Annotated in this window: 28 protein-coding genes and 2 pseudogenes; 12 read left to right on the forward strand and 18 right to left on the reverse strand. The window is 60.9% G+C overall.

Features of this window, described 5'->3' with window-relative positions; all coding sequences use genetic code 11:
* The first annotated feature begins 49 nt into the window (after positions 1 to 49).
* Positions 50 to 997: an AEC family transporter gene (locus tag SM753_RS02590; protein ID WP_323190420.1), complete on the forward strand. Its 948-nt coding sequence runs from the start codon at positions 50 to 52 to the stop codon at positions 995 to 997.
* Positions 998 to 1092: 95 nt separating this feature from the next.
* Here the strand turns inward: SM753_RS02590 and SM753_RS02595 are convergent, their stop codons facing one another.
* A complete protein-coding gene (locus tag SM753_RS02595; protein ID WP_323190421.1) occupies positions 1093 to 2274 on the reverse strand; it encodes a glycosyltransferase family 4 protein in 1182 nt (393 codons plus the stop codon).
* A gap of 238 nt (positions 2275 to 2512) precedes the next feature.
* On the opposite strand from SM753_RS02595, the gene SM753_RS02600 reads away from it, so the two are divergent.
* Positions 2513 to 3556, forward strand: coding sequence for a Gfo/Idh/MocA family oxidoreductase (locus SM753_RS02600; protein WP_323190422.1), 1044 nt, complete (start codon positions 2513 to 2515; stop codon positions 3554 to 3556).
* Here SM753_RS02600 and SM753_RS02605 read toward each other — a convergent pair.
* On the reverse strand, positions 3553 to 4788 hold the full coding sequence (locus SM753_RS02605; RefSeq protein WP_323190423.1) for a glycosyltransferase family 4 protein: 1236 nt from the start codon (positions 4786 to 4788) through the stop codon (positions 3553 to 3555). The genes SM753_RS02600 and SM753_RS02605 overlap by 4 nt on opposite strands.
* Before the next feature lie 71 nt (positions 4789 to 4859).
* Between SM753_RS02605 and SM753_RS02610 the strand changes: the two genes are divergently transcribed.
* Positions 4860 to 5672: a mycofactocin-coupled SDR family oxidoreductase gene (locus tag SM753_RS02610; protein WP_323190424.1), complete on the forward strand. Its 813-nt coding sequence runs from the start codon at positions 4860 to 4862 to the stop codon at positions 5670 to 5672.
* 126 nt (positions 5673 to 5798) lie between these two features.
* The gene (locus SM753_RS02615) at positions 5799 to 7016 is read left to right on the forward strand and encodes a tyrosine-type recombinase/integrase (RefSeq protein ID WP_323190425.1); all 1218 of its coding nucleotides are present in this window, start codon (positions 5799 to 5801) and stop codon (positions 7014 to 7016) included.
* A gap of 1 nt (position 7017) precedes the next feature.
* Here SM753_RS02615 and SM753_RS02620 read toward each other — a convergent pair whose 3' ends face one another.
* From SM753_RS02620 to SM753_RS02660, 9 genes are all read right to left on the reverse strand, one after another.
* Positions 7018 to 7173 carry a hypothetical protein gene (locus SM753_RS02620; RefSeq protein ID WP_323190426.1) on the reverse strand — a complete coding sequence of 52 codons (156 nt, stop codon included), beginning with the start codon at positions 7171 to 7173 and terminating at the stop codon, positions 7018 to 7020.
* Complete coding sequence (locus SM753_RS02625) at positions 7170 to 7439, reverse strand: hypothetical protein (protein WP_323190427.1); 270 nt, start codon at positions 7437 to 7439, stop codon at positions 7170 to 7172. Before SM753_RS02625 ends, SM753_RS02620 begins: the two co-directional genes overlap by 4 nt.
* Positions 7440 to 8234: 795 nt before the next feature.
* Positions 8235 to 8873 (reverse strand): hypothetical protein, encoded by a 639-nt coding sequence (locus SM753_RS02630; protein ID WP_323190428.1) that lies wholly within the window; start codon positions 8871 to 8873, stop codon positions 8235 to 8237.
* Positions 8866 to 9255 carry a hypothetical protein gene (locus tag SM753_RS02635; protein WP_323190429.1) on the reverse strand — a complete coding sequence of 130 codons (390 nt, stop codon included), beginning with the start codon at positions 9253 to 9255 and terminating at the stop codon, positions 8866 to 8868. Before SM753_RS02635 ends, SM753_RS02630 begins: the two co-directional genes overlap by 8 nt.
* Entirely contained in the window at positions 9248 to 9556 is a 309-nt protein-coding gene (locus tag SM753_RS02640; protein ID WP_323190430.1) for a hypothetical protein, read from the reverse strand. Before SM753_RS02640 ends, SM753_RS02635 begins: the two co-directional genes overlap by 8 nt.
* Positions 9549 to 10085, reverse strand: coding sequence for a hypothetical protein (locus tag SM753_RS02645; RefSeq protein WP_323190431.1), 537 nt, complete (start codon positions 10083 to 10085; stop codon positions 9549 to 9551). Before SM753_RS02645 ends, SM753_RS02640 begins: the two co-directional genes overlap by 8 nt.
* On the reverse strand, positions 10082 to 10399 hold the full coding sequence (locus tag SM753_RS02650; protein WP_323190432.1) for a hypothetical protein: 318 nt from the start codon (positions 10397 to 10399) through the stop codon (positions 10082 to 10084). Before SM753_RS02650 ends, SM753_RS02645 begins: the two co-directional genes overlap by 4 nt.
* Positions 10396 to 10947 (reverse strand): hypothetical protein, encoded by a 552-nt coding sequence (locus SM753_RS02655; protein ID WP_323190433.1) that lies wholly within the window; start codon positions 10945 to 10947, stop codon positions 10396 to 10398. Before SM753_RS02655 ends, SM753_RS02650 begins: the two co-directional genes overlap by 4 nt.
* Positions 10948 to 11044: 97 nt before the next feature.
* Positions 11045 to 11236, reverse strand: coding sequence for a hypothetical protein (locus SM753_RS02660; RefSeq protein ID WP_323190434.1), 192 nt, complete (start codon positions 11234 to 11236; stop codon positions 11045 to 11047).
* Between the two features lie 649 nt (positions 11237 to 11885).
* On the opposite strand from SM753_RS02660, the gene SM753_RS02665 reads away from it, so the two are divergent.
* Entirely contained in the window at positions 11886 to 12047 is a 162-nt protein-coding gene (locus SM753_RS02665; RefSeq protein WP_323190435.1) for a hypothetical protein, read from the forward strand.
* On the opposite strand, the gene SM753_RS02670 is transcribed toward SM753_RS02665, so the two are convergent.
* The gene (locus SM753_RS02670; protein WP_323190436.1) at positions 12048 to 13106 is read right to left on the reverse strand and encodes a Cdc6/Cdc18 family protein; all 1059 of its coding nucleotides are present in this window, start codon (positions 13104 to 13106) and stop codon (positions 12048 to 12050) included.
* Positions 13107 to 13378: 272 nt separating this feature from the next.
* On the opposite strand from SM753_RS02670, the gene SM753_RS02675 reads away from it, so the two are divergent.
* Together SM753_RS02675 and SM753_RS02680 are read left to right on the forward strand one after the other, a co-directional pair.
* Positions 13379 to 14389, forward strand: coding sequence for a hypothetical protein (locus tag SM753_RS02675; protein ID WP_323190437.1), 1011 nt, complete (start codon positions 13379 to 13381; stop codon positions 14387 to 14389).
* Entirely contained in the window at positions 14382 to 15158 is a 777-nt protein-coding gene (locus SM753_RS02680; protein WP_323190438.1) for a hypothetical protein, read from the forward strand. The genes SM753_RS02675 and SM753_RS02680 overlap by 8 nt, the downstream gene beginning before the upstream one ends.
* 200 nt (positions 15159 to 15358) lie before the next feature.
* Here SM753_RS02680 and SM753_RS02685 read toward each other — a convergent pair whose 3' ends face one another.
* From SM753_RS02685 to SM753_RS02695, 3 genes are all read right to left on the reverse strand, one after another.
* Complete coding sequence (locus SM753_RS02685) at positions 15359 to 15580, reverse strand: hypothetical protein (protein ID WP_323190439.1); 222 nt, start codon at positions 15578 to 15580, stop codon at positions 15359 to 15361.
* A gap of 149 nt (positions 15581 to 15729) precedes the next feature.
* Positions 15730 to 15954, reverse strand: coding sequence for a hypothetical protein (locus SM753_RS02690; protein ID WP_323190440.1), 225 nt, complete (start codon positions 15952 to 15954; stop codon positions 15730 to 15732).
* Entirely contained in the window at positions 15947 to 16462 is a 516-nt protein-coding gene (locus SM753_RS02695) for a hypothetical protein (RefSeq protein WP_323190441.1), read from the reverse strand. The genes SM753_RS02690 and SM753_RS02695 overlap by 8 nt, the downstream gene beginning before the upstream one ends.
* A 193-nt stretch (positions 16463 to 16655) precedes the next feature.
* On the opposite strand from SM753_RS02695, the gene SM753_RS02700 reads away from it, so the two are divergent.
* The 3 genes from SM753_RS02700 to SM753_RS02710 all read left to right on the forward strand — a co-directional run bounded on the left by SM753_RS02700 (position 16656) and on the right by SM753_RS02710 (position 17973).
* Entirely contained in the window at positions 16656 to 16874 is a 219-nt protein-coding gene (locus tag SM753_RS02700) for a MarR family transcriptional regulator (RefSeq protein ID WP_369335319.1), read from the forward strand.
* A 4-nt stretch (positions 16875 to 16878) separates the two neighbouring features.
* On the forward strand, positions 16879 to 17511 hold the full coding sequence (locus tag SM753_RS02705; protein WP_323190443.1) for a hypothetical protein: 633 nt from the start codon (positions 16879 to 16881) through the stop codon (positions 17509 to 17511).
* Positions 17512 to 17586: 75 nt separating this feature from the next.
* Positions 17587 to 17973 (forward strand): hypothetical protein, encoded by a 387-nt coding sequence (locus SM753_RS02710; RefSeq protein ID WP_323190444.1) that lies wholly within the window; start codon positions 17587 to 17589, stop codon positions 17971 to 17973.
* Positions 17974 to 18213: 240 nt separating this feature from the next.
* Here SM753_RS02710 and SM753_RS02715 read toward each other — a convergent pair whose 3' ends face one another.
* Both SM753_RS02715 and SM753_RS21305 read right to left on the reverse strand, forming a co-directional pair.
* Positions 18214 to 19029, reverse strand: coding sequence for a restriction endonuclease (locus SM753_RS02715; RefSeq protein ID WP_323190445.1), 816 nt, complete (start codon positions 19027 to 19029; stop codon positions 18214 to 18216).
* A gap of 123 nt (positions 19030 to 19152) precedes the next feature.
* Positions 19153 to 19221 (reverse strand): annotated as a pseudogene (locus SM753_RS21305) (zinc-ribbon domain-containing protein); the annotation flags it as partial.
* 359 nt (positions 19222 to 19580) lie between these two features.
* On the opposite strand from SM753_RS21305, the gene SM753_RS02720 reads away from it, so the two are divergent.
* Both SM753_RS02720 and SM753_RS02725 read left to right on the forward strand, forming a co-directional pair.
* Positions 19581 to 20231, forward strand: a complete 651-nt coding sequence (locus tag SM753_RS02720) for a hypothetical protein (RefSeq protein ID WP_323190446.1) — start codon at positions 19581 to 19583, stop codon at positions 20229 to 20231.
* A 75-nt stretch (positions 20232 to 20306) separates the two neighbouring features.
* Positions 20307 to 20634: pseudogene (locus SM753_RS02725) on the forward strand (potassium channel family protein); the annotation flags it as partial.
* A gap of 90 nt (positions 20635 to 20724) precedes the next feature.
* On the opposite strand, the gene SM753_RS02730 reads toward SM753_RS02725, so the two are convergent.
* Entirely contained in the window at positions 20725 to 22407 is a 1683-nt protein-coding gene (locus tag SM753_RS02730; protein ID WP_323190447.1) for a hypothetical protein, read from the reverse strand.
* Positions 22408 to 22413: the final 6 nt, after the last annotated feature.

The raw sequence follows: 22413 nt of genomic DNA on the forward strand, positions 1-22413 counted from the left end.
CCCGTCTGACTCGAAAGCTTTGTGAGACGACCCCGACTCGGTGTACGGTATGTCGCTGCTTTCGGCGCTGACCACGTCGATACTGCCAGTTCTCTCGGTCGCCGGCGTCGGCTATCTCCTGGGGGTCTTCCGGGAGGTGGACGTGGACCCGCTGGCGACTATCACGCTGTACGTGCTGACGCCGGCGCTCGTCTTTCACAGTCTCGTCACGACGCCCATCGCGCGCGGGACGGCCGCGACCCTGTTCACCGGCGTTACCGTCTTCACCGTAGTAATGGCCGGGATTGCGGAGGGGTACGGCCGTATCACCGGTGAAGGGCCACCGACGCTCGGGTCGCTCGTCTTGACGAGCGCGTTCCCGAACGCGGGCAATTACGGCATCCCGCTGTCGGCGTTCGCGTTCGGCGCTATCGGCCGTAGCACCGCGGTGCTTTTCATCGCGGCGCAGTCCGTCCTGATGTACACCGTGGGCGTGTACGTCGCCTCACGAGGACAGGCCGGATCGACTCGCGACGCCGTGACGAAGGTGTTCGAACTCCCGCTCGTCTACGCCGTCGCGGCCGCCGCGACGGTGCGGGCGGCCGGTCTGGTTCCGCCGGCTGACGCGACGGTGATGCAGACGCTCAAACTCACGGGTGACTCCGCTATCCCAGTGATGCTGTTACTCCTCGGTATCCAACTCGCAAACACGACGTACGGGACCGCACTTTCCCGAGTGACTCCCGCCGTAGTGCTGAAGCTACTCGTCGCGCCCGTTCTCGCCGTCGCCGTCGCCGCCGGGATCGGTCTCGGCGGGGATGTCGGCCGGGTGTTTGTTCTGGAGTGTGCGATGCCTGCCGCGGTCACGCCGCTGATGCTCACGGTCGAGTTCGGCGAGAGCGGCGGGGCGGTCTCTGCCGCCGAGTACGTGAGCACGACCATCATGGTCACGACGCTCGCGAGCGTGTTGACGCTCACCGCGCTCATCGCGGTGCTGACGTCGGGAGCGCTGCTCTGACCGCAGTCGGTCCTCGGAGACGACGGGTCGGGCACGACTCGGTCGTGACTTTTTTCGGGCGCGACCGCGGCGAGCGGGGACCCACCCGGTCCCGGTTATACCCTGCTACCGGACATCACTGGTGACGCGGCCGCGGATTCCAGCACGTCGCCGACGACCGATCGGATCTCCTCGGCGAACCGCTCGCGACCGAACCGACGACGGATCGCTTCCGGGTCGCTTCGCAGTTCCTGCTTCCGAACGGGAGAGTCGGACAGGACCCAGTCTATCTTCTCGACGGCGTCGCCGGGGGACTCGTACTGCAGTTCGTCCCGGCCGTCGACGATCACTTCCTGACCGCCGTTGGAGGGGACGAACGGGACCGTCCCGCCGGCGGCAAGTTCCGCGACTGCCATGCCGAAGTGTTCGTACTCCTTCCCGTGGATACCGTACCGGTGGGAGCAGATCAGGTCGACGAGTTCGGCCCGGTCGGTCTCTCCTTCGAGGCTGACGTAGCCTCGCTCGTCGGCCATCCGTTCGACTTCCTCGAAGTACTCCTCGTCGACTGTCGGGCCGACAACGTGGAAGTGGACGTCGTGCCCCCTGTCGCGGACGCCGTCGACGATCCGAATCATCTCGCGTATCCGCTTGCTTCGCTCGATGCGACCAACCGTGACGAAGCCGCGTTCGCGGTCGCCCCATGGTTCCGGATCGAACTCCGTCGTGTCGACCGGCGGGTAGACGACCCGCGGTTCAGTCCCGTAGGCGTCCTCGACCACGTCCGCCGTCCACTCCGAGTTCGCCAGTAGCACGTTCGCCTGGATGTCCTCGCGCGTGACGCCCGCGATTCGCGTACAGAACTGCTCGTACCACGACTCTTCCTCCACCGTCGGATGGAAGATCTGTTCGCGGTTATCGAGACTCACCGTCCAGTCGAACGGAAAGTGAATGTACTGGACGGCGTCGGTCTTCAGTCCGAGTTCGTTGATCGTACTCACGAGGAGGTCAAACTCGTCCGCGTGTTGGCGGGCGTACCGCCCCAGTAACGCGTTCTGCAGGACGTAGTACTTCAGTCCGAACGTCTCGTGGAGTCGCGACGCTATCTGCCCCGCCCGACTGACGGTGACGTTGCGGACGTCGGTGTTGAAATAGTCGTTGAGTTCGTCGAGGTCGGGGTCGGTCAGCGTGAGGAGTGTCACTTCGTAGTCGTCTTGCAATGCTTCCAACACGTTCATCGCCACTGCCTCGCCGCCACCCTTAGCCATCAGATCCATGTGAATAACTGCGATCTCTCTCATGACGGTCCCCCCTGTGAATCGTAGCCACGATGCCGTATAGGGGTTCTGGACGCTCGAAAACAGGTCGCTAGGCCGCCAATACCTCAAGAGGGAAACGTATCCTTTATCGCTGAGAGGTACTGACTCGTAACGACTTCCACCCCTCGTGGACTACTCGGATCGGAGGGCGTTTATCACGAAGCGGAACATTTCCGACCACCGATATATTTTTAAACGGTAAGCGGCGGTAAGGGAGTAGATGAAACTCGCTGCGATCGGTCTCGGCGGTCTCGGTCACTACGAACTGGAAGTGTACGACGAGATAGACGGTGTGGAGATAATCGCCGGCGCGGACGTCGCCTCACCCTCCCGCGAGGACTTCGAGGCGGCGTTCGACGCCCCCGCCTACGAGGACTACGAGCGCCTCCTTGACGACCACGGCGAGGACCTCGATGCGGTCTCCATCGTCACGCCGCACACCCTCCACTACGATCAGGCGATGGCGGCCTTCGAGCGCGGCCTCCACGTCTTCCTGGAGAAGCCAATGGTCACGAGTGTCGACGACGCCGTCGACCTCGTCGAGACGGCGGCCAAGCGGGACCTCGTCTTGGCGGTCGGCTACCAGCGTCACTTCCACCCTGCCTACCGGGAACTTCGGAACGTGGTCCAGAGCGGCCGCATCGGCGACGTTCACATGATCAACTGCTACCTCGGGCAGGAGTGGATCGACGTTCAGAAGGACGCCTGGCGCGCCGATCCGACGCTCTCGGGCGGCGGCCAGTTATACGACTCCGGGGCGCACCTGCTCGACGCGCTCCTCTGGACCACGGGGACGAGGCCCCGCAGCGTCGCCGCGACGATGGACTACCGCGAGCACGACGTTGACGTCAACAGCGCGCTCGCCGCGACGCTGGAGCGGGACGGCGACGTCGTCACCGCGAGCATCGCCGTCAGCGCCGACGGGACGACTGCAACCCCCCACGAGTCCCTCACCGTCATCGGCACGGACGGCCACGCCACGTACCGCGACGGCGAGTTGACCGTCGTCGAGTCGGAGTCAGTGACCTACGAGGCATCGTTCGAACACGAGGACTTCGAGGCGCTCACACGCGCGAAACTGGACGATTTCGTGACTGCCGTCGAGACGGGAGCCGATCCCGCGGTCCCCGGTGAGGTCGGCCTGCAGGTGACCGCGCTCACCGAGGCCGCCTACAACGCGTACGAGTCCGGGCGGTCGGTGGACGTGACGGAACTCGTCGAGTCCGCGCGGAGCGCCGACGCACCGGCGGCGACGTCGGACTAGCCCGCCCGCCCGTCGTCCGGCGAGTGTCCGTCGGCGAGGGACTCCCACCGCGTTTCCAGGGCCGCCGCGGTGTCGTCCCAGTCGTACTTGTCCCGCGCGTACGACCGACAGGTACCCTCAGCGGCGGCGAGTTCCGCGTCTGACGCCTCGGCCCAATCCAGCATCCGGCGGGCGAGCGCTCGCTCGTCGTCAGCCGGGACGAGCACGTCGGCCGGTAGCCCGTCGCTCCGGTCCAGCGGCCCCAGGAGTTCCGGCGTCGCGCCGACCGTCGTGCCGACCACTGGCGTCCCGGACGCCAGGGCCTCGAGCGTCGCCAGCCCGAAGCCCTCCAGTTCCCGGGTCGGCAGGACGAACACGTCGGCGCTCGCGTAGGCAGCGGGGAGGTCGTCGTCGGGCACGTAGCCGAGGAACGTCGTCCGGTCTCCGATCCCGAGTTCGGCCGCCGTCGCCTCCAGCGCCTCGCGGTGTGGGCCGTCACCGGCGAGGTAGAGGCGCGCGTCCGGGCGTCGCTCGACGACCGTCGCGAACGCCGACAGGAGGGTTTCGTGTCCCATCCGCGGCGTCAGTCGGCGGACCGTGAGGAACGCGGTGCCGTCGCTGTCCGGCTCCATTGCGTCGAATTCCCCGGCGTCCGGCCGAAATCGGTCGGCGTCCACGCCACCCGGGATCACGGTCGCCAGCGGGGGATCGTACGTCTCCGTCAACCGGTCCCGCATGTACTCGCTCAGCGTGACGGCCCCGTCGGCGCGGTCCAGCACGTACTGCTCGACGGCCCGTCGCCATTCCACGTGGAACTCCCGAGGTTCGTCCGTCGGCGACTCCGTCGCCCCGGTCTTCACGGCGTACTCCGTCGGCCACGGGCTGTGAAAGGTACAATCTCGCGGCACGTCGTCGGGGACCAGCGCGTCGACGAGGGCAGACGTCACCGGCCCCTGAAAGCTCACTACGGAGGGCGTCCCAACCGCGCCGAGGTGGTCCGCGACAGTCGCCGCGGCGTCCGGGAGGCCGTCCAGTACCGCCGGAAGGTCACGACCGTACACGTCGACCTCGTATCGGTAGACGTCGATGCCGTCGATGGTGTTCCGAACCGGCGCGTCGCCGCGGCGGCGGGTCACGACGGAGACGGAGTGGCCGCGCTCGACCAGCGCGCGTCCGGTCTCGTACACGTATCGGCCCGTGCCGCCGGAACCGGGGTCCGGATAGAAGTCGTGTGCGCAGACCGCGATGTGCATCGTCCGTCTGTCCAACGGCCGGCGATAAATACGCCGGCGACGCCTAAGGTTCTGGCCGGCGTACCTCGTCCATGACGATTTACGACTTTGACGGCCGAGTAGCGTTCGTCACCGGCGCGGCACGCGGCCAGGGACGCTCGCACGTGCTCCGATTCGCGGAGAACGGGGCTGACATCGTCGCCGCGGACATCTGCGAGACGCCGGAGGAGTCGACGTACGAACTCTCCGGCGAAGAGGAACTGGCCGAGACGGTCACGATGGCAGAGGAACGCGGCGCGACGGCGCTCGGCGTGCAGATGGACGTATCGGACGCCGACGATGTCGAACGAGGGGTCGATCGGGCGCTAGACGAGTTCGGCCGGATCGACGTGCTGGTGAACAATGCCGGGGTCGCGCCGGTGTCGGGCCTGCTCGACCTCGACGAGGAGACGTGGGACGCGACGCTCGACGTGAACCTCAAGGGGATGTGGCTCTGCGCCAAGCACGTCGGTCAGCACATGGCCGACCGCGGCGAGGGCGGTAGCATCGTCAACACGTCCTCGACGGCAGGATACGTCTCGTCGCCGGGGCTCGGCCACTACACCGCCGCCAAACACGGCGTTCTCGGGCTGACGAAGACGCTCGCGATGGAACTCGCGCAGTACGACGTGACGGTCAACGCCGTGTGCCCGAGCGCGGTCGACACGCCGATGACCGGCGGTATCGTCGACTCCATCGGCGAGGAGATGGCCGAGATCGCGGAGCAGTCCGGCCCCGACAACGTCCTCGGCGAGATCGTCGAACCCGAGGACGTGAGCGCGGCGGTGCTCTGGCTCGCCAGCGACGACGCGCGCTTCGTCACGGGCATCGGCCTCCCCGTCGCGGCCGGGGCGACCGCGATCTGAGGGCCTCTCGGTCGTCGGGACCGTCGAGTCGGTCCCGCGTTCCGCTATCGCTATGATTCCGAAGAAGAGCCAGGGGTGGGCTTTCAGCCAAACCCTTACAATCCTACTCTTAAACGTATGTATCAGATGAACAACCCAGGGAACCAGATCAACACCCTCCGATCGAAGCTCGACGCCGGCGAACGCGATGTCGACGACAAAGCCGATCGGAAGATCTTGCTGGAGTTCAGCGACGAACTCCAATTGTTGAAGACGCAGTACACCGACCATCGACACTTGAAGCTCCTCCGCCACTGCACGCGCATGGCCGAACACGTCGGTGGTCTTGCCGACGCCCTTGAGGAGAAGGACGCTGCTGAGGATATCGTCCGCTGGATCCACGCGACCTACGACAACGAGGAAACGAACCAGGACTACCGTGTCGCTCTGAAGGTCTTCGGACGCCGCGTTTCCGATGCAAACGGTGATGATCCCCCCGAGAGTCTGGAGTGGGTCCCGTCGACGACGAGTCGGAGTTACAACCCGTCTCCCGACCCGGCCGAGATGCTCGTATGGGACGACGACGTCAAGCCGATGATCGACGCTGCGCGGAACTCTCGCGACAAGGCCCTCATCGCCGTCCAGTTCGACGCTGGTCTCCGCGGCGGAGAACTCTACGACCTGACGATCGGCGATGTGAGCGATAGTGAACACTCGGTGAAACTCCGCGTCGACGGCAAGACCGGGCAGCGCTCCGTCGACCTTATCCCGAGCGTCCCCTACCTCAACCGCTGGATCGCCGACCATCCCGCCGATGGGGACCCGGACGCCTTCCTCTGGTCGAAGCTCTCGACAGCGGAGCGCTACTCGTATCAGCGCTTCCTCCAGGGCTTCAAAGAGCCCGCCGAGCGCGCCGGCGTCACCAAGCCAGTCACGCCGACCAACTTCCGGAAGTCGAACGCGACCTGGCTTGCATCGCAAGGCGCGAACGCTGCCCTCATCGAAGACCGTCAGGGTCGAACGCGTGGAAGCGACGCGGTCGCCCGCTACGTCGCGACGTTCGGCGACGAGGCCGAGAAGCAGTACGCCGCAATGCACGGGCTGGATGTCGACCTCGACGAACCCGAGGAGATCGCGCCGCTCACCTGCCCTCGTTGCGACAAGGAGACACCCCGAGATAAGGATCTCTGCGTCTGGTGCGGACAGGCCCTCTCTCCCGAAGCCGCGGACGAGGTCACTGCGCAGGACCGGCGCTTTTTCGACAGCGCTGCCGGGGCCGAGGGTGACCTCTTGGACGATGTCGCCGAGGCGCGGGAGCTCCTCGATGAGCAGCCCGCGCTCCGCCGGTTGTTGCTGGACGATTGACTTAGTCATCGTCGTCCTCCATGCGGTCGAGGGCGTCGAGAGCCCGTTCGAAGTCCTCGGCGATCGGCAGGTCCGAATCGGCGAGGCGCTCGAACAGGTCGCGATTGTCTTCAGCAATCTCCTCTGGGTCCGTTACGTCGTCGGTGGTCATACTCATGCAGTGGCCTCCTCGAAAACTGGTGCAACATAGCGGTGCGCGTCCTGGTCGAGCTCGCGCTCAGTCAGGACGGTCACGATACGAGAGTTGCAGCGAAGGAGAACGGTCCGCGTCGAGTGATGGACACGGCACTCGTCGGTTCCCGTGGGACGCTCGGGCCCAGAGACGCGCTGGCCCTCTGACCAAGCTGTCTCCGGTGCGACCGAGTCGCTGGGCGAGCGCTTGTCCCAGCGCTGCGCCGCGTGCTGTGTCACGTGGGGGATCATCGACGACCACCCTCCACGATGGTCCCGCATAGGCCGCACCCCCCGCACTCGATGATGCCCTGGTGTGAGCCACTGTCGACCGCGTGTTCACCGTCCTTGGTCCAGTTGGCATGGGTTTCATCACACTCTGGACAGCGCATTCCCTCGCGGTTAGTATCTGTAGAGATGTCACGCTCTCGTGTTATTCCTGCTGTGGTGAACGAATACTTTTGATAGGGATACCCTAATTTGGTCAAGATGACACAGAGAGATGACCAACAACGCGTTATGGGTATTTGCGACGACTGTGGGTCTGTGTACGCCTCTATCGTCTGCTCAGATGGAACGATCCAACCGATTGGAAATCGGACTGGCTGTCTCTGTGGCTCAACCGAGTTCTCCAATATGAGCCAAGAAGACCCGCCTGATCTGTCTGATTCTGAGGAAATCCAAGAGGAGAGCTGAGCGCTACTGGGCCCCGACGGCACGTACCGCCTCCGTTTCGGTCGGGGTCCGGGGATATCTATCGTCTGTCGTGTTTTTCCTGCCTGCTTAAACGAACATTTTTGAAGCCGCTTTCTGAAACCAGAAGGGATGGGGGGAGAGAATGAACAACAGCGTATATTCTGTACTTGTGACCAGTGTGGAGCAGTATACACCTGCAAAGTTAGGACTGACGGGCCACTACAGCCAATGGGAACGCTGGATTGTCGCTGTGGAGGGGAAGAATTCACGAAGGTCACTCGGTCCGAGTTAGCTGAGTCTACCGAGAGTGGCAGGGCCCAGAGCGAGTGACTAATTTCGCTACTGCACTCATCACTTGACATCGGCGACACCCCCGTAGCGGGTCCCGGTCACGTCGCTGACGTGCTGGTAGCACCCGAGAGCGACCGTCACTGTGCGCGCACAGGCGGCCGGGATCTCCAGAACCTCCGCAACCGCGCCGAGAGCTTGGTGCTTCTTGCATGCATCCCGGACATCCTGCTCGGACACACCGTCTGGGAGTGCGATGTCAGCGTCGTCCTCATCGCCGGCGTCTTGGTCGTCGTCACCGTCACCGGGCGTCTCGATGTCGACGGCGCTCAGTTCATCCTCCTCGTCCTGTTCGCCGTCACTGCCCTCGTCAGCGCCCCCGTCTTCAGTTTCGCTATCATCGGGCTCGGTGTCGTCGACATCTTCCAGAACCTCGAAACGTTCGAGATATCCGCGCAGTTTGTCGCCACTGTGGAGCGCGATCTCGGTGTCGCCCTCGGAACAGGAGACGACAAACTCAGTCGAATAGCCGCCTTCAAGTTCGACGGTTCGGGTCGCCCAGGGCTCTCCGTCGGTCGGCGTCCACTCGACGTGCTCGATATCCTGAACATCCATCGGGGACGACCATTCGTATCGGTCAGTCGCGACGCGAACCTCGTCGCCTGGTTCGACGGCGAAAACGCCATCGGTGAGCTCAGACATCAGCGTCACCTCTCAGGCTACTGATCCGCGCCTCGATGTCGGCGATCAGCTCATCCTCGATGCTCTGCGGTCCGTTATCGATTTGTTCGGCCGCGACTTGGCCGCCGAACGGGTGGATGACGCCGGCGGGCCACCGGCCCAGCCAGACTGTCGCACTTCCGGCTTGGACGGTCGTCTCATCACCCTCGCTGGGGATGTCCTCGACGACGTGGTCCTCGTCGACGTCGGCGTTCATCGCGACCGACCAGTCCCGGTCGCGGTCTCGCGCTGGGATGGTTGTCGTCCAGGTACCGTCGATGCCAGATCCATCCTCGGGAACAGCACCCTCGGCATCGGCGAGTTCGGCGAGGCGAGTGAACAGCTTGCTGACCTGCTCAGGCATCGTCCACCTCCAGGCCGACTCGCGGAGCGGTGGCCTTGATGAACTCGCGTAGCTCGTCGGTGGGAAACTGGTGGATGGCGCTTGCCTCATAACCGGCCCAGTCGAAGTCCATCCGCGTCTCGACCATCGTGCCGAAGAACCGAGCGTCGAACTCAACCGGTGGGTCATGATCGTATTTGACGCGGTGTTCGTGTTCGACCTCGCCACCGGATCCGGCGACACGGACGTAGCCCCGTTCGAGTTCGAGCGGTTCATCCAACAGGTCAACGCCAGTCGCGACGTTTTCTTCGCTGTCACCCATCGGAACCACCTCCGAGCTCGTCGACGAGCGTCTCCTGCTCGCAGAAGTAGCACCCGCAGCGCTCGACGTGGCTCTCCGGGTCGTTCGCCGCGTGAAGCGCGTCGTTGACAGCGGCCTCGAAGTTGAGGGGGTCGGGGACACCGCCGTCCGTCGCGACGTCGGGCCCGTCCTCGGCGGCGGCTTTCAGCGAGTCGAGATGGCCCTCCCCGACGCCCGCTGGCTTGTCGATCTCGCCAGCGCAGTGGTCGCACTCCTTGTAGCTGTCGTTGAGCGTCTCACGGGGAACCGACCGAATACTCACTGCTTTCTCTAAGTGATGACAGTCGGGATCCGTGTGGAACGGCCTCTTCGCATCGTACTTCCGAGCCGTGACGTAGACCATCTCTCGGCCGCCGTCGGTAACGATGCGCTGGAAGTCGACATGGTGCTGTTCCTTGCGGGCGTGTGCTTCGAGCTTGTCGGCGACGGTGCCGTGGTCGTCGGCCTCGAATGCCCAAGCACAGTCCGAACAGTCGGCGCGGGGACTCATCGCCAACCACGCTCCTCGTGACCGCCTGCAGTTTCAGGGCGTCCGCCATCTCCCTCGCGCTGGACGGAGAACGTCGCACCACACACCGAACAGATGTAGCGGCCGGGCGTTGCGCCGCGCGTGCGGCCACAACCGGGACAGGAGACCGTTTCTGAGCCGTCAACCAGCCACGTCGAGAGCTCCCCGCGACGGTTGCCGGACCCGTCTGCGACCGCGCAGTCGTGATTCGCGAGTTCCTTCAGCGAGTCGAAGTTCGTGCTACAGATATCGCATCTGTGACACTCGCCGCTGAGGAACGCCTCGGACTGGCTCATCGGCAGTCACCTCCCTGCAGAGCCCAACGAACGTCATCATCGACGGCGTGCCATCCGATCGTCTCCCTGAACCAACCGAGGAACTGCCCGGTCCCCGACCGGTGGACGCGAATACGGTCTCCCTCGCTGAGCGTCCGGTCCACGCGCACGTACGCGACGTGGTCGTCTTCGTCGGGCTGTGTCTGCTCGTAAAGTCCCTGGCCGGTGATGTCGAGCGCGATGCGTCGGAACTCGCCGCCGAGGATCTTCGGCGGGAGATCGTCGAACTCGACGAACCGCTCTTCGCGAGTGGCGAAGTCTTCGGGGTCGGGGACGCCGGTATCGCGCAGTTGCCGCCAGATGTCCAGTCGCAGCGCTCGGTAGCGTGCGAGATGGTAGGCGCAGTAGGCAGTGTCGCCGCCGAAATACGGCCACGGGACGCGGTAGACCGCATCCTCGGGGCAGTTGGAACACGTTTCATCCTCGTCGTCGACGGGCCCGACGTCGGGGGTGAGTTCCGACTGGACGCGCCGGCGATGTTGGTCGCGCCGCTGCTCCTCGGTACTCATCGACTCACCACCTCGTCGTGGTCGCTGGCCAGGTGGATCTCCATGCCGAACTTGGTGAGCCGTTCTTCATCGCAGTCGTCGCGACGACAGGTTCGGGTCACCGAACCACCTCTTGGACGACATCGCTAGAGAGCCAGGCGTCAGACTCGCGCTCGTCCTGGAAGAGAACCCCGCCCGACGGGGTCTGGTGGACGTCGGCGAAGTGCTTGGGGTCGACGCTGTGTGTGTCGGAGTGTTTCTGCTGGGTCGAGTCGGCGGAGTTTTTATCCGTTGACGTACTATCGTTCATGTGTCCTCAGTCGGAGTGTTGCAGTTCGGTTGATGGACTGTTCTGCTGGGGACCGCGGTGGCCGGGCGCGCCGTGATTTGGTACGTTGGGGCGCGTCCGGGGGTGCCGCGAGTCAGTTCGTAGTTCGCTCCCTCGGTATTTAAACGACCATTGAACTTCCGGGAGAACTGGCACTGTCGGTAATCTGTACTTACTGGCGCGCGTCGGGCCGTAGCGCGTCTATTACTAAGCCACTGTGAGCATACGTGCATACGTTGTTATGTTATTCGCTGGTCCGCGTGGGGACGCGGGCCGGTATTCGTTAGTTCGTGAGCGATGCGTCTCGGCTACGCCTCAACAGGGATGTAGGAATCATCGGGATCTACCCACTCTCCCGCGTCTTCTGCGTTGAGTCGGGCAATAACTGCATCCCGGATCCACTCACTACGATCCGTAGTTGAGTGCCGCCGGTCGTCTACTTCGGCGACCAACTCATCTGGCATACTTACACTTGGCTTGGCCATGCTACAGTGCTACGTTATGATCCATAGCACATAGTTCTATCGCACCGTGCTACTGGATGCAAGATGCTCTTGGGGTCACTACTTTAATAGCAACGGGCTAACGTGCTAACATGGCAAGGCCGAGCATTAGCGTACCTGATGAGTTATTGGAAGACTTTGACGACGCTATCTGGGACCGGAAGGTTGAGGGCGAACTCGACCGGGATGCTGATCGGAGTCAAGTCATCCGACAGTTGATGCGCAAATACGTCGAGGAGACGGAGGAGATGAAGGGAAATCCGAAAGCGGAAGCGATGACAGCTGACTGACTACGGAGACGTCAGCTCGATTTTGATCGGCGGCGCGATAGTTTCGTCCTGGACCCAGTAATGTCGGTGTCGGGACTCACCGTCCCAGCTGATCAAGTCATAGCGTTTCAGCTTTTTGAGCTTGCTTCGCCGGGAGCGCCGTGAGATCGGCACCAGATCCCGGCCGTGGTAGTACTTCTCGGCAGTCTCATCGTACCGGCCGTGAAGTTCTCCTGCCCGGATTTCGCCGGCGGCGTGGATGATCGCGTACAGTAGGTGATGGTGAAAGGGCAATGAGAAGAGGTTCTCTTTCCGGATGCGTCCCCGGGCACGTTCGTACCCAGCCTCGACGTCGCCCTCGGTGAGCTCCGACCGGCCCTGCTCCTGGGCTCTCTGGATCGCGGCCTTGAGCGTCTGGATCCCGTCGCGAGCGACGCCCGCAACCGTGTCTGCGATGTGTTCGAGTCGCCGCCGTGGAACCGTCCCCGAGAGCCCCTCCCGCACTCGAATCTCCAGGATATCGGCCAGCTCGTCGACTGCATATCGATTGAGCCGAACGACATCGTCCGAGCGGTAACTGTTCGTGGAGTTCGTCAGCCGGCTCTGCCAGTCTTCGGCATCGTGGCAGATGATGACCGTCGAGATCTCGGGGACTCGATCGAGGTGGTCCAGTGCGCTTGTATCCGGGAGGCCGTCGGCCTCGTCGAGGACGAGGATATACGGCGCATCGACGGTGTCGCGCAGTTCGTGCCGGAGATCCTGGATGGTGTCGTTTTCGTGGAATACACTGGGGCCATCCGGATGCTTGCGCAATGCAGTCCGAAGGATATCTCGCGCTGTCAACCCGAGGCATCTGATATAGGTGCGGTCGACAGCAGTCTGGTCTCGAAGACGGTTAATCGTGTGTCGAGCAAGTACTGTTTTCCCGACCCCGCTCGGGCCAGTGAGAAGGACGTCGAGCGGCCGCTCCCCCATCAAAGCGGGTTGGAATGCCCGGGAGAGTTGTTCGACCTCCGCGTCGCGGTGGAGGATCCGTCGTGGGACAAACCCGTCCTGAAAGACCTCCGGTTTGATAATCATGTCAACCCCCGACGGATTGACGATATTTAAAAAGAGATGCTACTTCCGGGAGACCGCCGGGCCTTAACAGTAGCTAGTAGCGCGATTTCTTTATTCAGAAATACGACTGAATCGGGCAGTTCGGTAACTACGTATACGAGTACAATACTGGAACCTCTTCTATTCGAGTTGAACGAGTTGTTTGAATGGTTGACTGACAACATATCAGGAAATGGTCTAGTTGATGTCAGTTGTGGTAACAATTATCCCGATAGATGATAATTGAATTCAATATGGCACCCCGTGACGAACAGGTCCGGACCGCCCTTCAGATGATGCCTATCAACATTCTCAGAAAATTAATTGAGGAGCGAGAGCTTGGCGTTACATCGCGAAGCTCCGACACCCTCATTAGGCACCTCGTGGAGGATGGCTGGACCGATGATGAGTACGAAGTCCTCAAACGGCGTCTTGCTAAGATACAACGCGAAAAACAACCTTATAGTCGCTATATCGTCGACATCGATTCCCTCGACCAAGGTGTAGACCAAGACCTACCTGACCATGAGCGAATTGCTGATTTACTCACGACTAACACTGCTGAATTCGATGAAATGGGGCTAGCTGATCCCGGATTTGAAGTCGATGAGGTAAAGGAGAATTCCGTCACTGGCATTCACTGGACGAAATCTATCAACTATAAACTCACCCCTCTCTATGAGATCAAAGCTGACGAAACAGTCTACGAGACCGGGTTTAACTTTGACCTTGATAATAATATCCTCCTCATTGATTGTAGTCTACCTGCAAAAGCTAGTAATCTGACTAACGTCCTCAGACACCAAGGGATCGCCACTGACTCAGTGGGACACGATGACTTGGCAACCCAGACTGCAAACCAGTTTGTCCAAGACTTCGTCGATGAATTCAAAGAACGACTGCTTGATCGGAGTAACCAACTCGCCTTGGATCCGTCAGATACCAGTGCAGCCCTGGAGATCGATCTCGTCGAAATGCTCGTCGATGAAGCCGAACTTGAGGACATCCGCATCGGAGGGCGCACCAATATCATTGGAAACCCTACGGTTAAAGAGCTCCGTGAAGACCATGATGCACGAGTTGTTCGGCTAGAGGGCCAGTTCCGTCTGGATGAAACATACTACAATTTCATCACGGGATCTACCGATGGCATGGGGCAAGTTAGTGTCAAAAAACAGGGTCGCGTCGAAGAACGGCCTGAGATTGTAGAAGAAGCGTTTGACTTTATATACGACTCCTACGACCAGCAATTTGTCGATGTCTGAAGGCCGTCGAGACATCCAGTTCGAGATACAGTACCTCCTCTCCCTCACGCTCGTCGTCTTCGGGTTGCTCTCCCTCGCCCCGGTGAAAGAAGGGATGAATAACTGGATCGCCTACCTCGTCATTTTATCTCTCGCCGCTCATTTATCGATATTCAATATTGTCTATAGCCTTGGTCATGCAACGGGCTTAAGCGTCGACATGGTTGAATCGGTGAAGCACTGGAGTGTGCCAACATTGCTGTTCATTGGATGCACCTTCGTATACTTGATTCTACACGCCTCGATTGGCATCATTTACCTCCACTTAAACCAAGTGCTCGGCTCCACCTCCAGTGAGTGGGAAATCGTTATTAAGTACATCGTCCCATTGTTTCTAGTAGGCACAATGGGCTACTCTGTCAAACGGCGCGGGATTGACCCACTCTCGTCATTTGAGGGGATCAATATCAAGGTCGTGCCAGAGTTCGTCCGCGTCTTCCCGACGACGGAAGGCTCGAAAGCCCTCTTAGTGAAAGTCGAGAACAATGGGGATGAAACGTTCGACTACGATCTCGACATCGACATCCCCGAGATTGTTACCCTCCATAAGGATGGCGATACAATCACCGACCACTTTGCTGAGGATAGCGAGGTGGCGCCTGGCCGTGCAGACCGCTACTCGTTCGAACTATCTCACATTGCACAGGAACATAGCGCCGAGGAACTCCAGGTGACAATCAACGCTGACAGTGCCTCCTACACAACTCGTGTTGAGCTAGAACTCGCCTGATATCGTGCTGTTAGATGCTCTGCATTCAGCTGGCCTTTTCTGATAGACAGTAGTATATCGCTGACCAATGTGTTCTCTTGTTCACCTGTACTGAACGCAGGTTTCACGGGTTATCCGGGAAAGAAACTGAGCTACTAATAACCAACAGGCCAGCGTCGCCACTCGCCAGTGTTGGTTAACGAGAAAAAGAAGCCTCGCCGTCAACGGTCGTGGAACTGCTGCCAGTCTCGGGAGTGGACGTCGGCCTGCGGGCAGCCCGCGTCGTGGTCGATCTCGTCAATACAGAGCGCAACGGATCCGCACTCGTCGCACTTGACCTCGCCCGTGGGCTCGTTGAGGGCGAACCCGTCGACGGTGACCGGCGAGTCTGATCGGATGATCTCGAAGTGGGTATTGGCGTCAGTAAACGATCTGTACGTCATGGTCCGCGGAACACCTCCGCCGCGCGGCCGGACGCGTCGCCGGTGCCGCCCTCGACGACCAGGCCGGCGACGATCTCCGACCCGACGAATCGCCACTTCCCTGCCTCGCACCTCTCCTCGACGCGTTTCCATCCGCCGGCGCTCCGGCGCTACTCATCGGCATCCTCCGCGGGCTGGATCGCTCGCACGCCGGCGGCGTACTCGCGCAGGTACGGCTTCAGTTCGTCGAGGTCGGCTTTCGCCTCGTCGAGCGTTTTGGCCTTCACCTTCGCCTTGATCTTGTCCTGGTCGCGCGTACCGCTCCCGCGTTTCATCTCGATCTCGACCGAGACGCCGACGTCCGTGCGCTCGACCGTCTCGTCAGCGTCAGTCATCGCGACCCTCCGCGGGCCGCGCCCAGCCACGGCGGTCGGCGACAAACTTCGTCCAGGTGCGAACGTCGCGGCCGTCGAACTCGTCCTGGTCGACCTCGCGAACGACGTCGCCGTCAGCGTCGAGGACGCGCACGACGTTGTCGATGGGATACCAGACGTGCCGGTCGCCCGCTTGGTCGACGCCGAGTGAAACCTCGCCGGCGAGGACCTCGGCAACCATGCCGACCGGAACGATATCGCTGCGGTCGTAGCGGTCGAACGTGACCCGCACGCGACTGTGGTCGTCGACGAGCTTGCGGGGCGCGTCGATCGTCGCGGGGAGTCGCTGGCCGCGCCAGTACGGGGCGTCGGTGTTGCGCTCGCACACCAGGGCCCGAGCACCGTCCAGCGCTGCGACGGTTGCGTCAGTGTCTATTTCGGACGTTTCGATACCGTTGGTCTCGTTCGTGGCCCGGACGACGGGACCGTCGTCATCGGAACCGTTATTGGCGTTCTGTGGCAAACTCATTGTTGCGGTGTTGGAAACGCGGGCCGGTGGTTGTGACACCGGCCCGGGCTTTTGCCGAGTGTCCCGCGCTTCCTATCTCATAGTACGGGTCGGGGGTACTTAACCCTTAGGGTCTATGGGTTATGGGGCAATGGTTAAGTTCTATGCCAACATCCATTATGGTGTGAGCACGACAACTACCGATCGACGACCGATGTTAGATGAGGATGATGTCGGCCCGGCCGATGAGGCACTGCTCGATATGCTCCAAGAAGGGCGCGTGACAGCTCCCTTCGCCGCCGACGAAACGGGCTACAGTTTGCAGTACGTCCGCGATCGCCTCGGCCGATTGGTCGAGCATGGCAACGCGCGCAAAGTGTACGAGGGGCTCTACGAACTCGTCGAGGATCCGCGAGGAGGAGACGATGCCTAAAACCATGAGCAAACTCGACTGGCCAGAGGGGTTCGAGAGAACGCCACCCGAAGAGCGCGGCGAGTACGACGGCGACATCACGATCGGCCATCGCGCCGCCTTCGAATCGATCGTCGACGAGCTGGAACGCTGGGGAGCCACCGGCGTCGACGTCAAGACGGCAGGACAGCATTACGTGAACGATCCGCAAATCCCCCACAAAAGCGCTGACCCGGAGGATCCGGGGGTTGCCGTGTTTTTCCGGCGTGAGGACGAGCCTGCTGACGACGGGTACGCGATCGCTTGTGATCGCTATGAGTCGCAACGCGAGAACGGCCGGGCGATCGCGCTGTACGCGCGTCGAAAGCGTCTCGCCGAGAAGTGTGGCGTCACGACGGCCGACTCGGAGTTCGAAACGGCCCGCCTCCCGCCCGCTGACGACGACGCTGTTGCTGCGCCACCCGCGCCGAGCGAGGGAGACATCCTCGACGAGGAACCGCACGAGGTCCTGGACGTCTCCCCCGACGCACCCGACGAGATCGTGAGAGCTGCGTTCAAGGCACAGGTTCGGGACCTGGAGGGGCACCCAGACACTGGCGGATCGGCGGGTCGCTTCGAGAAGCTCAAGAAAGCACGCGAGGCGCTACTCGACAAGTAACACCGTTGTATAACAGGATTCAAATTATCACAGCCGATACTTTTACGACGGGGGAAGTGGTAGGCCGTTTCGGATATGAAAAGAAATCCCTATGTATCCATGATCGCGGTCGCAGTTGCTATCCTCGCACTGTTTGCAGTTGTCCCAGGACATGCCGCCGCCGCTCCGAACGACGCGGAAAGGGTGACGTGTCCCGAACTCAGAGATGCTGGACTAGAGGAAGAAGTCACCTTGGATGACTGGAAACAGTGCCAAGCCGAGCAATTCGAGCGGGAGCAAAAGGATCTGTTTCGTGGACATATCGAGCAGGCCCGTGGTATCTCCTCGTGGTTAGATAATCAAGGCCGGAATCTTCAGGAGAGTCGGTGGAGTGGAATACGGACCATCGGCGACGTGTTCAGGGATTTTGCAGATTCCATCGACAGTTTCCTTGACAAACAACTCGAACGTACACGATACTGATCGCTGTAGAATTCCCAGCAGAATATTTTCATATAATGTGATATCTTTATAACGGAGGGAGCACCTTCCGACCAGTCAACATGGTGGCGTCGTAGTCTCTCTGGAACCCGATGTTGCGAGATAATTCAATAGTTTCGTCAACGACTGTCTCCAGGAACTGCATACATTCCGTCGAGGGGAAGGTGGAGAAGAGGACCTCCCGTGACCAGTTCACAGCGTTAATTCCGTCGCACTGCAGTACTACGATCTTGGGACAAACCGGTAGCGATTAACCAGATAAACAGGCAGAGTGAGCAACCCAACCAGTAATCCGCCGAGGTACAACCACTTTCGTGGTTTCCAGTCCGTGCGATCTCGAATATGGTGCATATCGAGGTACACTGCTGCTACCGTTCCGAGTAGAAAAGCCCCGAATAGTGCATCACTCACCTGAACGGTGACGAACGTAAGGAGCCCAGTGCCGGTGGCCACCCAGTGCCAGCGGTCAAACTCGCTAATCTTCGTTCCATCAGCGCTGGTATACACTGTCTTCGACTCGGAGTCATCTCGGGGTTGAGTCTGCGTATTCAGTGAGGGTTTGGTATCCGTTGCGGTGGATTCAGCAACTGCAGACGTTGAATCGACATCCTGAGTCTCGGTTGACTCGCTACCCTGTTTGGTCGTCGTTTTGGTGATGTCGAGGTACTCGTCCACGATATCGTACGCGTCCAGATCCTCGACCATCCCAACGAGATCGTCACCATCGACGAGCTTCACGTTGAGGTCATCAGCGCGGGATTCAGCGCTATTGGTGAACGAGCTCGTCGTGACGATTACGACGGAGTCTGCGTTCTGGACTTGCTGCTTTAGGGACGCGTACTGTTGGATATCTGGACCGCCGACCGTGGTCGAGTCTGCGTACCGCTTTGCTTGAATGACCTTCTTTTGGTGGTACGGCGTGTCCTTTGTCGCGATGACGTCGATACCGGCATCGACTGACGCCTGAGAAACCTCTGTCTTCCAGCCCATTTCTCGCCACAGATCAGCGACGAAGTGTTCAAACTCGTACTCGTCCATCTCCTGGAGTCGTGATTTGAGTGCGTACGTGCCGAGCGTTTCAGCACTGACCGATTTCTCGGTCGTGATGGTCCCTCCCGTCGAGGCGCTCGAATCATCTCGATTCAGAGATTCAGAAAGATCGTGACCGCATTCCCGACAAAACGAGGCCGCTGGCTTCACTTGGTTCCTACAGTTGGGGCAGTAGGGCATATCATAGTCTTTTCACAAGGAAACTTAGTTTCCAACCTTGGACCCGGTACCGAGGATAAGGCAACTGGTCCGTGCCTATGGGCCCGTCCGCCGACGCCATGCCCCGAGACTTATCAGCCATGTGCCCAAAGCACGAGGATATGCGACGCCGCCGATACCTCGCGCTGTCGGCCCTAGTCCTCCCGACACTCCGACCCGGTGTCGGCCGGTGCGCTCGCTGCGGGACACCCATCCGGCTGGGCTCCTGACCCTGGCGATTCCCCAGCCATCGTCATATCCTCATTCTCTCCGGCTATTTGACCGACACGACCGACAACTTATCCCCAAAGCTGATTTGATAGCCTTCAATTGAGAGACACATGTTTGTAATCTCATTTTCGGTAGTGGAATGGGCCCAGATCTCAAATGGAATCTTCACACCACTCCTAACCGGAGCTCTAATTATCGTTTACGTGAGCATATACCGCGAACAGCAACAACAGACACAAGCCCAACTCCTCCCTTATTTACCACGATTAATAATCAGTGGACAAAAGATAAAATCTGATTCAAAAAGCTCCTCAGAGGCCGGTGGTATAGAATACATTGTATTTGAAAACACCGGCGATGTCCCGTTTAATGCAACGGTTAGTATGGCATTAGAAAGCATAGAGACCGTAGATGAAAACTCACCCCTCTTAAATCCAGATAGACCTTACAAGGAGGTACCCGACAGTATGAAAGTTTTCCATGGGGGTGTTGGTGATTGGCGAGATCATGTGATATTTCTCAACCCTGACCAACGGAAGGAATGGCCTTTAAACAATTTTGTTACTGAGTTAAGAACCCGCCATGCATCTTACCGGGATGAGCCATGGTGTTGGCTACGTCTCGATGTGAAATTAGAGTCAACACTTGATCATACAGAGCCCCACGATATGCGACGGTTGTTCCGAGTTGCGTTAGACGAAAACTCAGAAATGAATGCACTATCGTTCTCTGAGGCACGAAAGTACCATAGTGATAAATAGCAACTACATTTGACTTATTTCATTAGAAAATAGGCCAGAGGAGGTTTACTTATTATATGGCATGACTATGAAGGGGACCTGATTGTGGCCTTCTCTGCGAACCTCATCCTCTTGCTTGTCGCCTCATCAGTGATGTACTTCATTGAAAGCCGAGTACAACCAGAAGCATTCTCTTCGATCCCAGCGACACTTTGGTGGGGTGTCGTGATACTAACGACGGTAGGGTACGGCGACGTCTACCCAGTCACAGCGCTGGGCAAGTTGTCGGCGCGATCGTCGCGGTACTCGGGATCGGTCTCTTTGCGCTTCCGGCATCGCTACTCGCGAGTGGCTTCATCGAGGGAGCCGGCACAACATCGGGGGGGATTGCGACTGTCCGAACTGTGGCGAGGGGATCGACTGACGGTTACCTAAACCTACGGATTGCCCTCGACGTTGCTCTTCAATCTCGATCCGCTTCTCGACACTGGCGGTCTCAACTAGAAGCAAGCAGTCACTCCTCTGCGAGCGTGAGTTCGACTCGCCAGCGTCGCGTCTCGTCGAACGACTGCCGCGTGAGCGTCCAGTCACTGACCAGATACGACCCGTCCGGCAGCACTGCGTCACTGGGTGCCGACAGCGTGATCGTCTGGCGGTCGTCAGGCGTCGCATCCGTTACGGTGTCGTCGCCGCCAGCGACCGCCTGGTCGACGACAGCATCCGGGACACCGCACGCGTCCACGAGCGCGGCCGCCTGTGCATCCGACAGTGCCAGCGGCAGCGACCAGTCCCCGCCGGCCGTCGTGCCCGTCTGGCTTATCTGGCCGACTTGCTCGTTCGACAGCGCGAGATCGCCCCGCACCGTCGAGATCGTCCAGTCCCCGCCTGTTTGGTCGACCGCGCTGAAGACATCGCGGCGCTCGTGGAGCCGCTCGACGGAGATGTCGAGTTCCATCCTACCTGGCGCGGCCTGCTGCTCTTCGTAGCTCTGCACGTAACCGGTGAACGCGTCAAACGGTGGCTCGTGGTCCGGCGGCGGGGTGATGTCGACGGCCTCGGCTCGCCCCGCGTCATCGTCGAGTCGCCACCCGCCCCCAAACTGCGTCGTACGAGAATAGTCCCCGGACCGGTCGAACTGCCGCCAGTGACCGATGCCGGACCGGTCAGTCGGGAACGACAGCGAGAGTGCCGTTGGCGTGAGCGTGGCGTCGTTGGCGGCCATCGGCGTCCCGTTGAGCATCCAGGCAGGGGCAGTCAGCGTAGCCGGCTGCGATGCAGTCGTCTGGGCGACCGGGGCTGCATCCAACGTAACGGCATTAGGCAAAACGATCGCAGGGCCGACCGTAGCAGACGTGACGAGGCTAGTCGGCTGGAGGCCGACGCTACCGGGGCTGCACAGCGCCGCGCGGGCCGCACTCGTTGACGCGTGCCGGCCGCCGTCGAGTTGCGTCGCCGCCGGACGCAGCCTCGCCGAGCGCTCAGCGGAGGTTGTTGTGGCAGCTGACGCCGAGAGCACCTGCTCCTCAATATAGACGATCTCCACTGCCCCATCGCCAGCGTTCCCGCCCCCCGACGACGACGTGATCTTGGACCCCTGCCCGAGAACCGTCCCACCCGGCTGGCCAGGGTTGCCGTCTGTGAGCGTGCCATCTCCACCATCGCCGCCAGCTCCAGTCCCCCCGGCGTCCTCGCCGGCACCGTTCGTTCCATCCGAGCCCCCCGAGCCGCCGAGGCCACCACGAGCGCCGCCCCCACCACCGCCACCCTGGTACGAATCTCCGTCACCACCCCCGGCACCACCGCCACCAGCGCCGGCCGACGCGATGATGGCGTCCGACCCATCAAGCACGGCAGTCGCACCTCCCCCGCCGCCACCTTGCCCATCATTGGCAAAATCGGTCCCCCCGCCACTGCCGCCATCTCGATAGCCCCAACCGCCTGCACCCTCGTCGCCAGCTGAGCTGCCTGTTGCGTCGCCCCCGCCCTCACCGACATAGATATCAAGTGTCTCGTCATCAGCGACTGGTATCTCCAATTCGAGATAGCCACCCCTGCCGCCTGCACCGTTACTGCCGACGGTCCCGGGGGATCCAGCCCCACCGCCGGGGCCCCACAACTTGACCGTCACAGTCTGACCGAACGGGGCAGTCCACGATTGAACCCCTCCGGTCGCCCCGAACGTGTCTGTCGTCGTCATTTTTAG

Source organism: Halostella sp. PRR32 (genome assembly GCF_034808085.1).
Lineage (GTDB): Archaea > Halobacteriota > Halobacteria > Halobacteriales > Natronoarchaeaceae > Halostella > Halostella pelagica.

Bases quoted from the DNA above. Each gene is read 5' to 3' on its own strand.
- SM753_RS02700 (WP_369335319.1), top strand. From the start codon at position 16,656: ATGTTAGATGAGGATGATGTCGGCCCGGCCGATGAGGCACTGCTCGAT.
- SM753_RS02675 (WP_323190437.1), top strand. From the start codon at position 13,379: ATGGCACCCCGTGACGAACAGGTCCGGACCGCCCTTCAGATGATGCCT.
- SM753_RS02705 (WP_323190443.1), top strand. From the start codon at position 16,879: ATGAGCAAACTCGACTGGCCAGAGGGGTTCGAGAGAACGCCACCCGAA.
- SM753_RS02615 (WP_323190425.1), top strand. From the start codon at position 5,799: ATGAACAACCCAGGGAACCAGATCAACACCCTCCGATCGAAGCTCGAC.
- SM753_RS02715 (WP_323190445.1), bottom strand. From the start codon at position 19,029: ATGGACGAGTACGAGTTTGAACACTTCGTCGCTGATCTGTGGCGAGAA.
- SM753_RS02620 (WP_323190426.1), bottom strand. From the start codon at position 7,173: ATGAGTATGACCACCGACGACGTAACGGACCCAGAGGAGATTGCTGAA.
- SM753_RS02630 (WP_323190428.1), bottom strand. From the start codon at position 8,873: ATGTCTGAGCTCACCGATGGCGTTTTCGCCGTCGAACCAGGCGACGAG.
- SM753_RS02695 (WP_323190441.1), bottom strand. From the start codon at position 16,462: ATGAGTTTGCCACAGAACGCCAATAACGGTTCCGATGACGACGGTCCC.
- SM753_RS02640 (WP_323190430.1), bottom strand. From the start codon at position 9,556: ATGGGTGACAGCGAAGAAAACGTCGCGACTGGCGTTGACCTGTTGGAT.
- SM753_RS02610 (WP_323190424.1), top strand. From the start codon at position 4,860: ATGACGATTTACGACTTTGACGGCCGAGTAGCGTTCGTCACCGGCGCG.
- SM753_RS02680 (WP_323190438.1), top strand. From the start codon at position 14,382: ATGTCTGAAGGCCGTCGAGACATCCAGTTCGAGATACAGTACCTCCTC.
- SM753_RS02600 (WP_323190422.1), top strand. From the start codon at position 2,513: ATGAAACTCGCTGCGATCGGTCTCGGCGGTCTCGGTCACTACGAACTG.
- SM753_RS02710 (WP_323190444.1), top strand. From the start codon at position 17,587: ATGAAAAGAAATCCCTATGTATCCATGATCGCGGTCGCAGTTGCTATC.
- SM753_RS02590 (WP_323190420.1), top strand. From the start codon at position 50: ATGTCGCTGCTTTCGGCGCTGACCACGTCGATACTGCCAGTTCTCTCG.
- SM753_RS02685 (WP_323190439.1), bottom strand. From the start codon at position 15,580: ATGACGTACAGATCGTTTACTGACGCCAATACCCACTTCGAGATCATC.
- SM753_RS02650 (WP_323190432.1), bottom strand. From the start codon at position 10,399: ATGAGCCAGTCCGAGGCGTTCCTCAGCGGCGAGTGTCACAGATGCGAT.
- SM753_RS02625 (WP_323190427.1), bottom strand. From the start codon at position 7,439: ATGATCCCCCACGTGACACAGCACGCGGCGCAGCGCTGGGACAAGCGC.
- SM753_RS02690 (WP_323190440.1), bottom strand. From the start codon at position 15,954: ATGACTGACGCTGACGAGACGGTCGAGCGCACGGACGTCGGCGTCTCG.
- SM753_RS02645 (WP_323190431.1), bottom strand. From the start codon at position 10,085: ATGAGTCCCCGCGCCGACTGTTCGGACTGTGCTTGGGCATTCGAGGCC.
- SM753_RS02730 (WP_323190447.1), bottom strand. From the start codon at position 22,407: ATGACGACGACAGACACGTTCGGGGCGACCGGAGGGGTTCAATCGTGG.
- SM753_RS02605 (WP_323190423.1), bottom strand. From the start codon at position 4,788: ATGCACATCGCGGTCTGCGCACACGACTTCTATCCGGACCCCGGTTCC.
- SM753_RS02720 (WP_323190446.1), top strand. From the start codon at position 19,581: ATGTTTGTAATCTCATTTTCGGTAGTGGAATGGGCCCAGATCTCAAAT.
- SM753_RS02635 (WP_323190429.1), bottom strand. From the start codon at position 9,255: ATGCCTGAGCAGGTCAGCAAGCTGTTCACTCGCCTCGCCGAACTCGCC.
- SM753_RS02660 (WP_323190434.1), bottom strand. From the start codon at position 11,236: ATGAACGATAGTACGTCAACGGATAAAAACTCCGCCGACTCGACCCAG.
- SM753_RS02655 (WP_323190433.1), bottom strand. From the start codon at position 10,947: ATGAGTACCGAGGAGCAGCGGCGCGACCAACATCGCCGGCGCGTCCAG.
- SM753_RS02670 (WP_323190436.1), bottom strand. From the start codon at position 13,106: ATGATTATCAAACCGGAGGTCTTTCAGGACGGGTTTGTCCCACGACGG.
- SM753_RS02595 (WP_323190421.1), bottom strand. From the start codon at position 2,274: ATGAGAGAGATCGCAGTTATTCACATGGATCTGATGGCTAAGGGTGGC.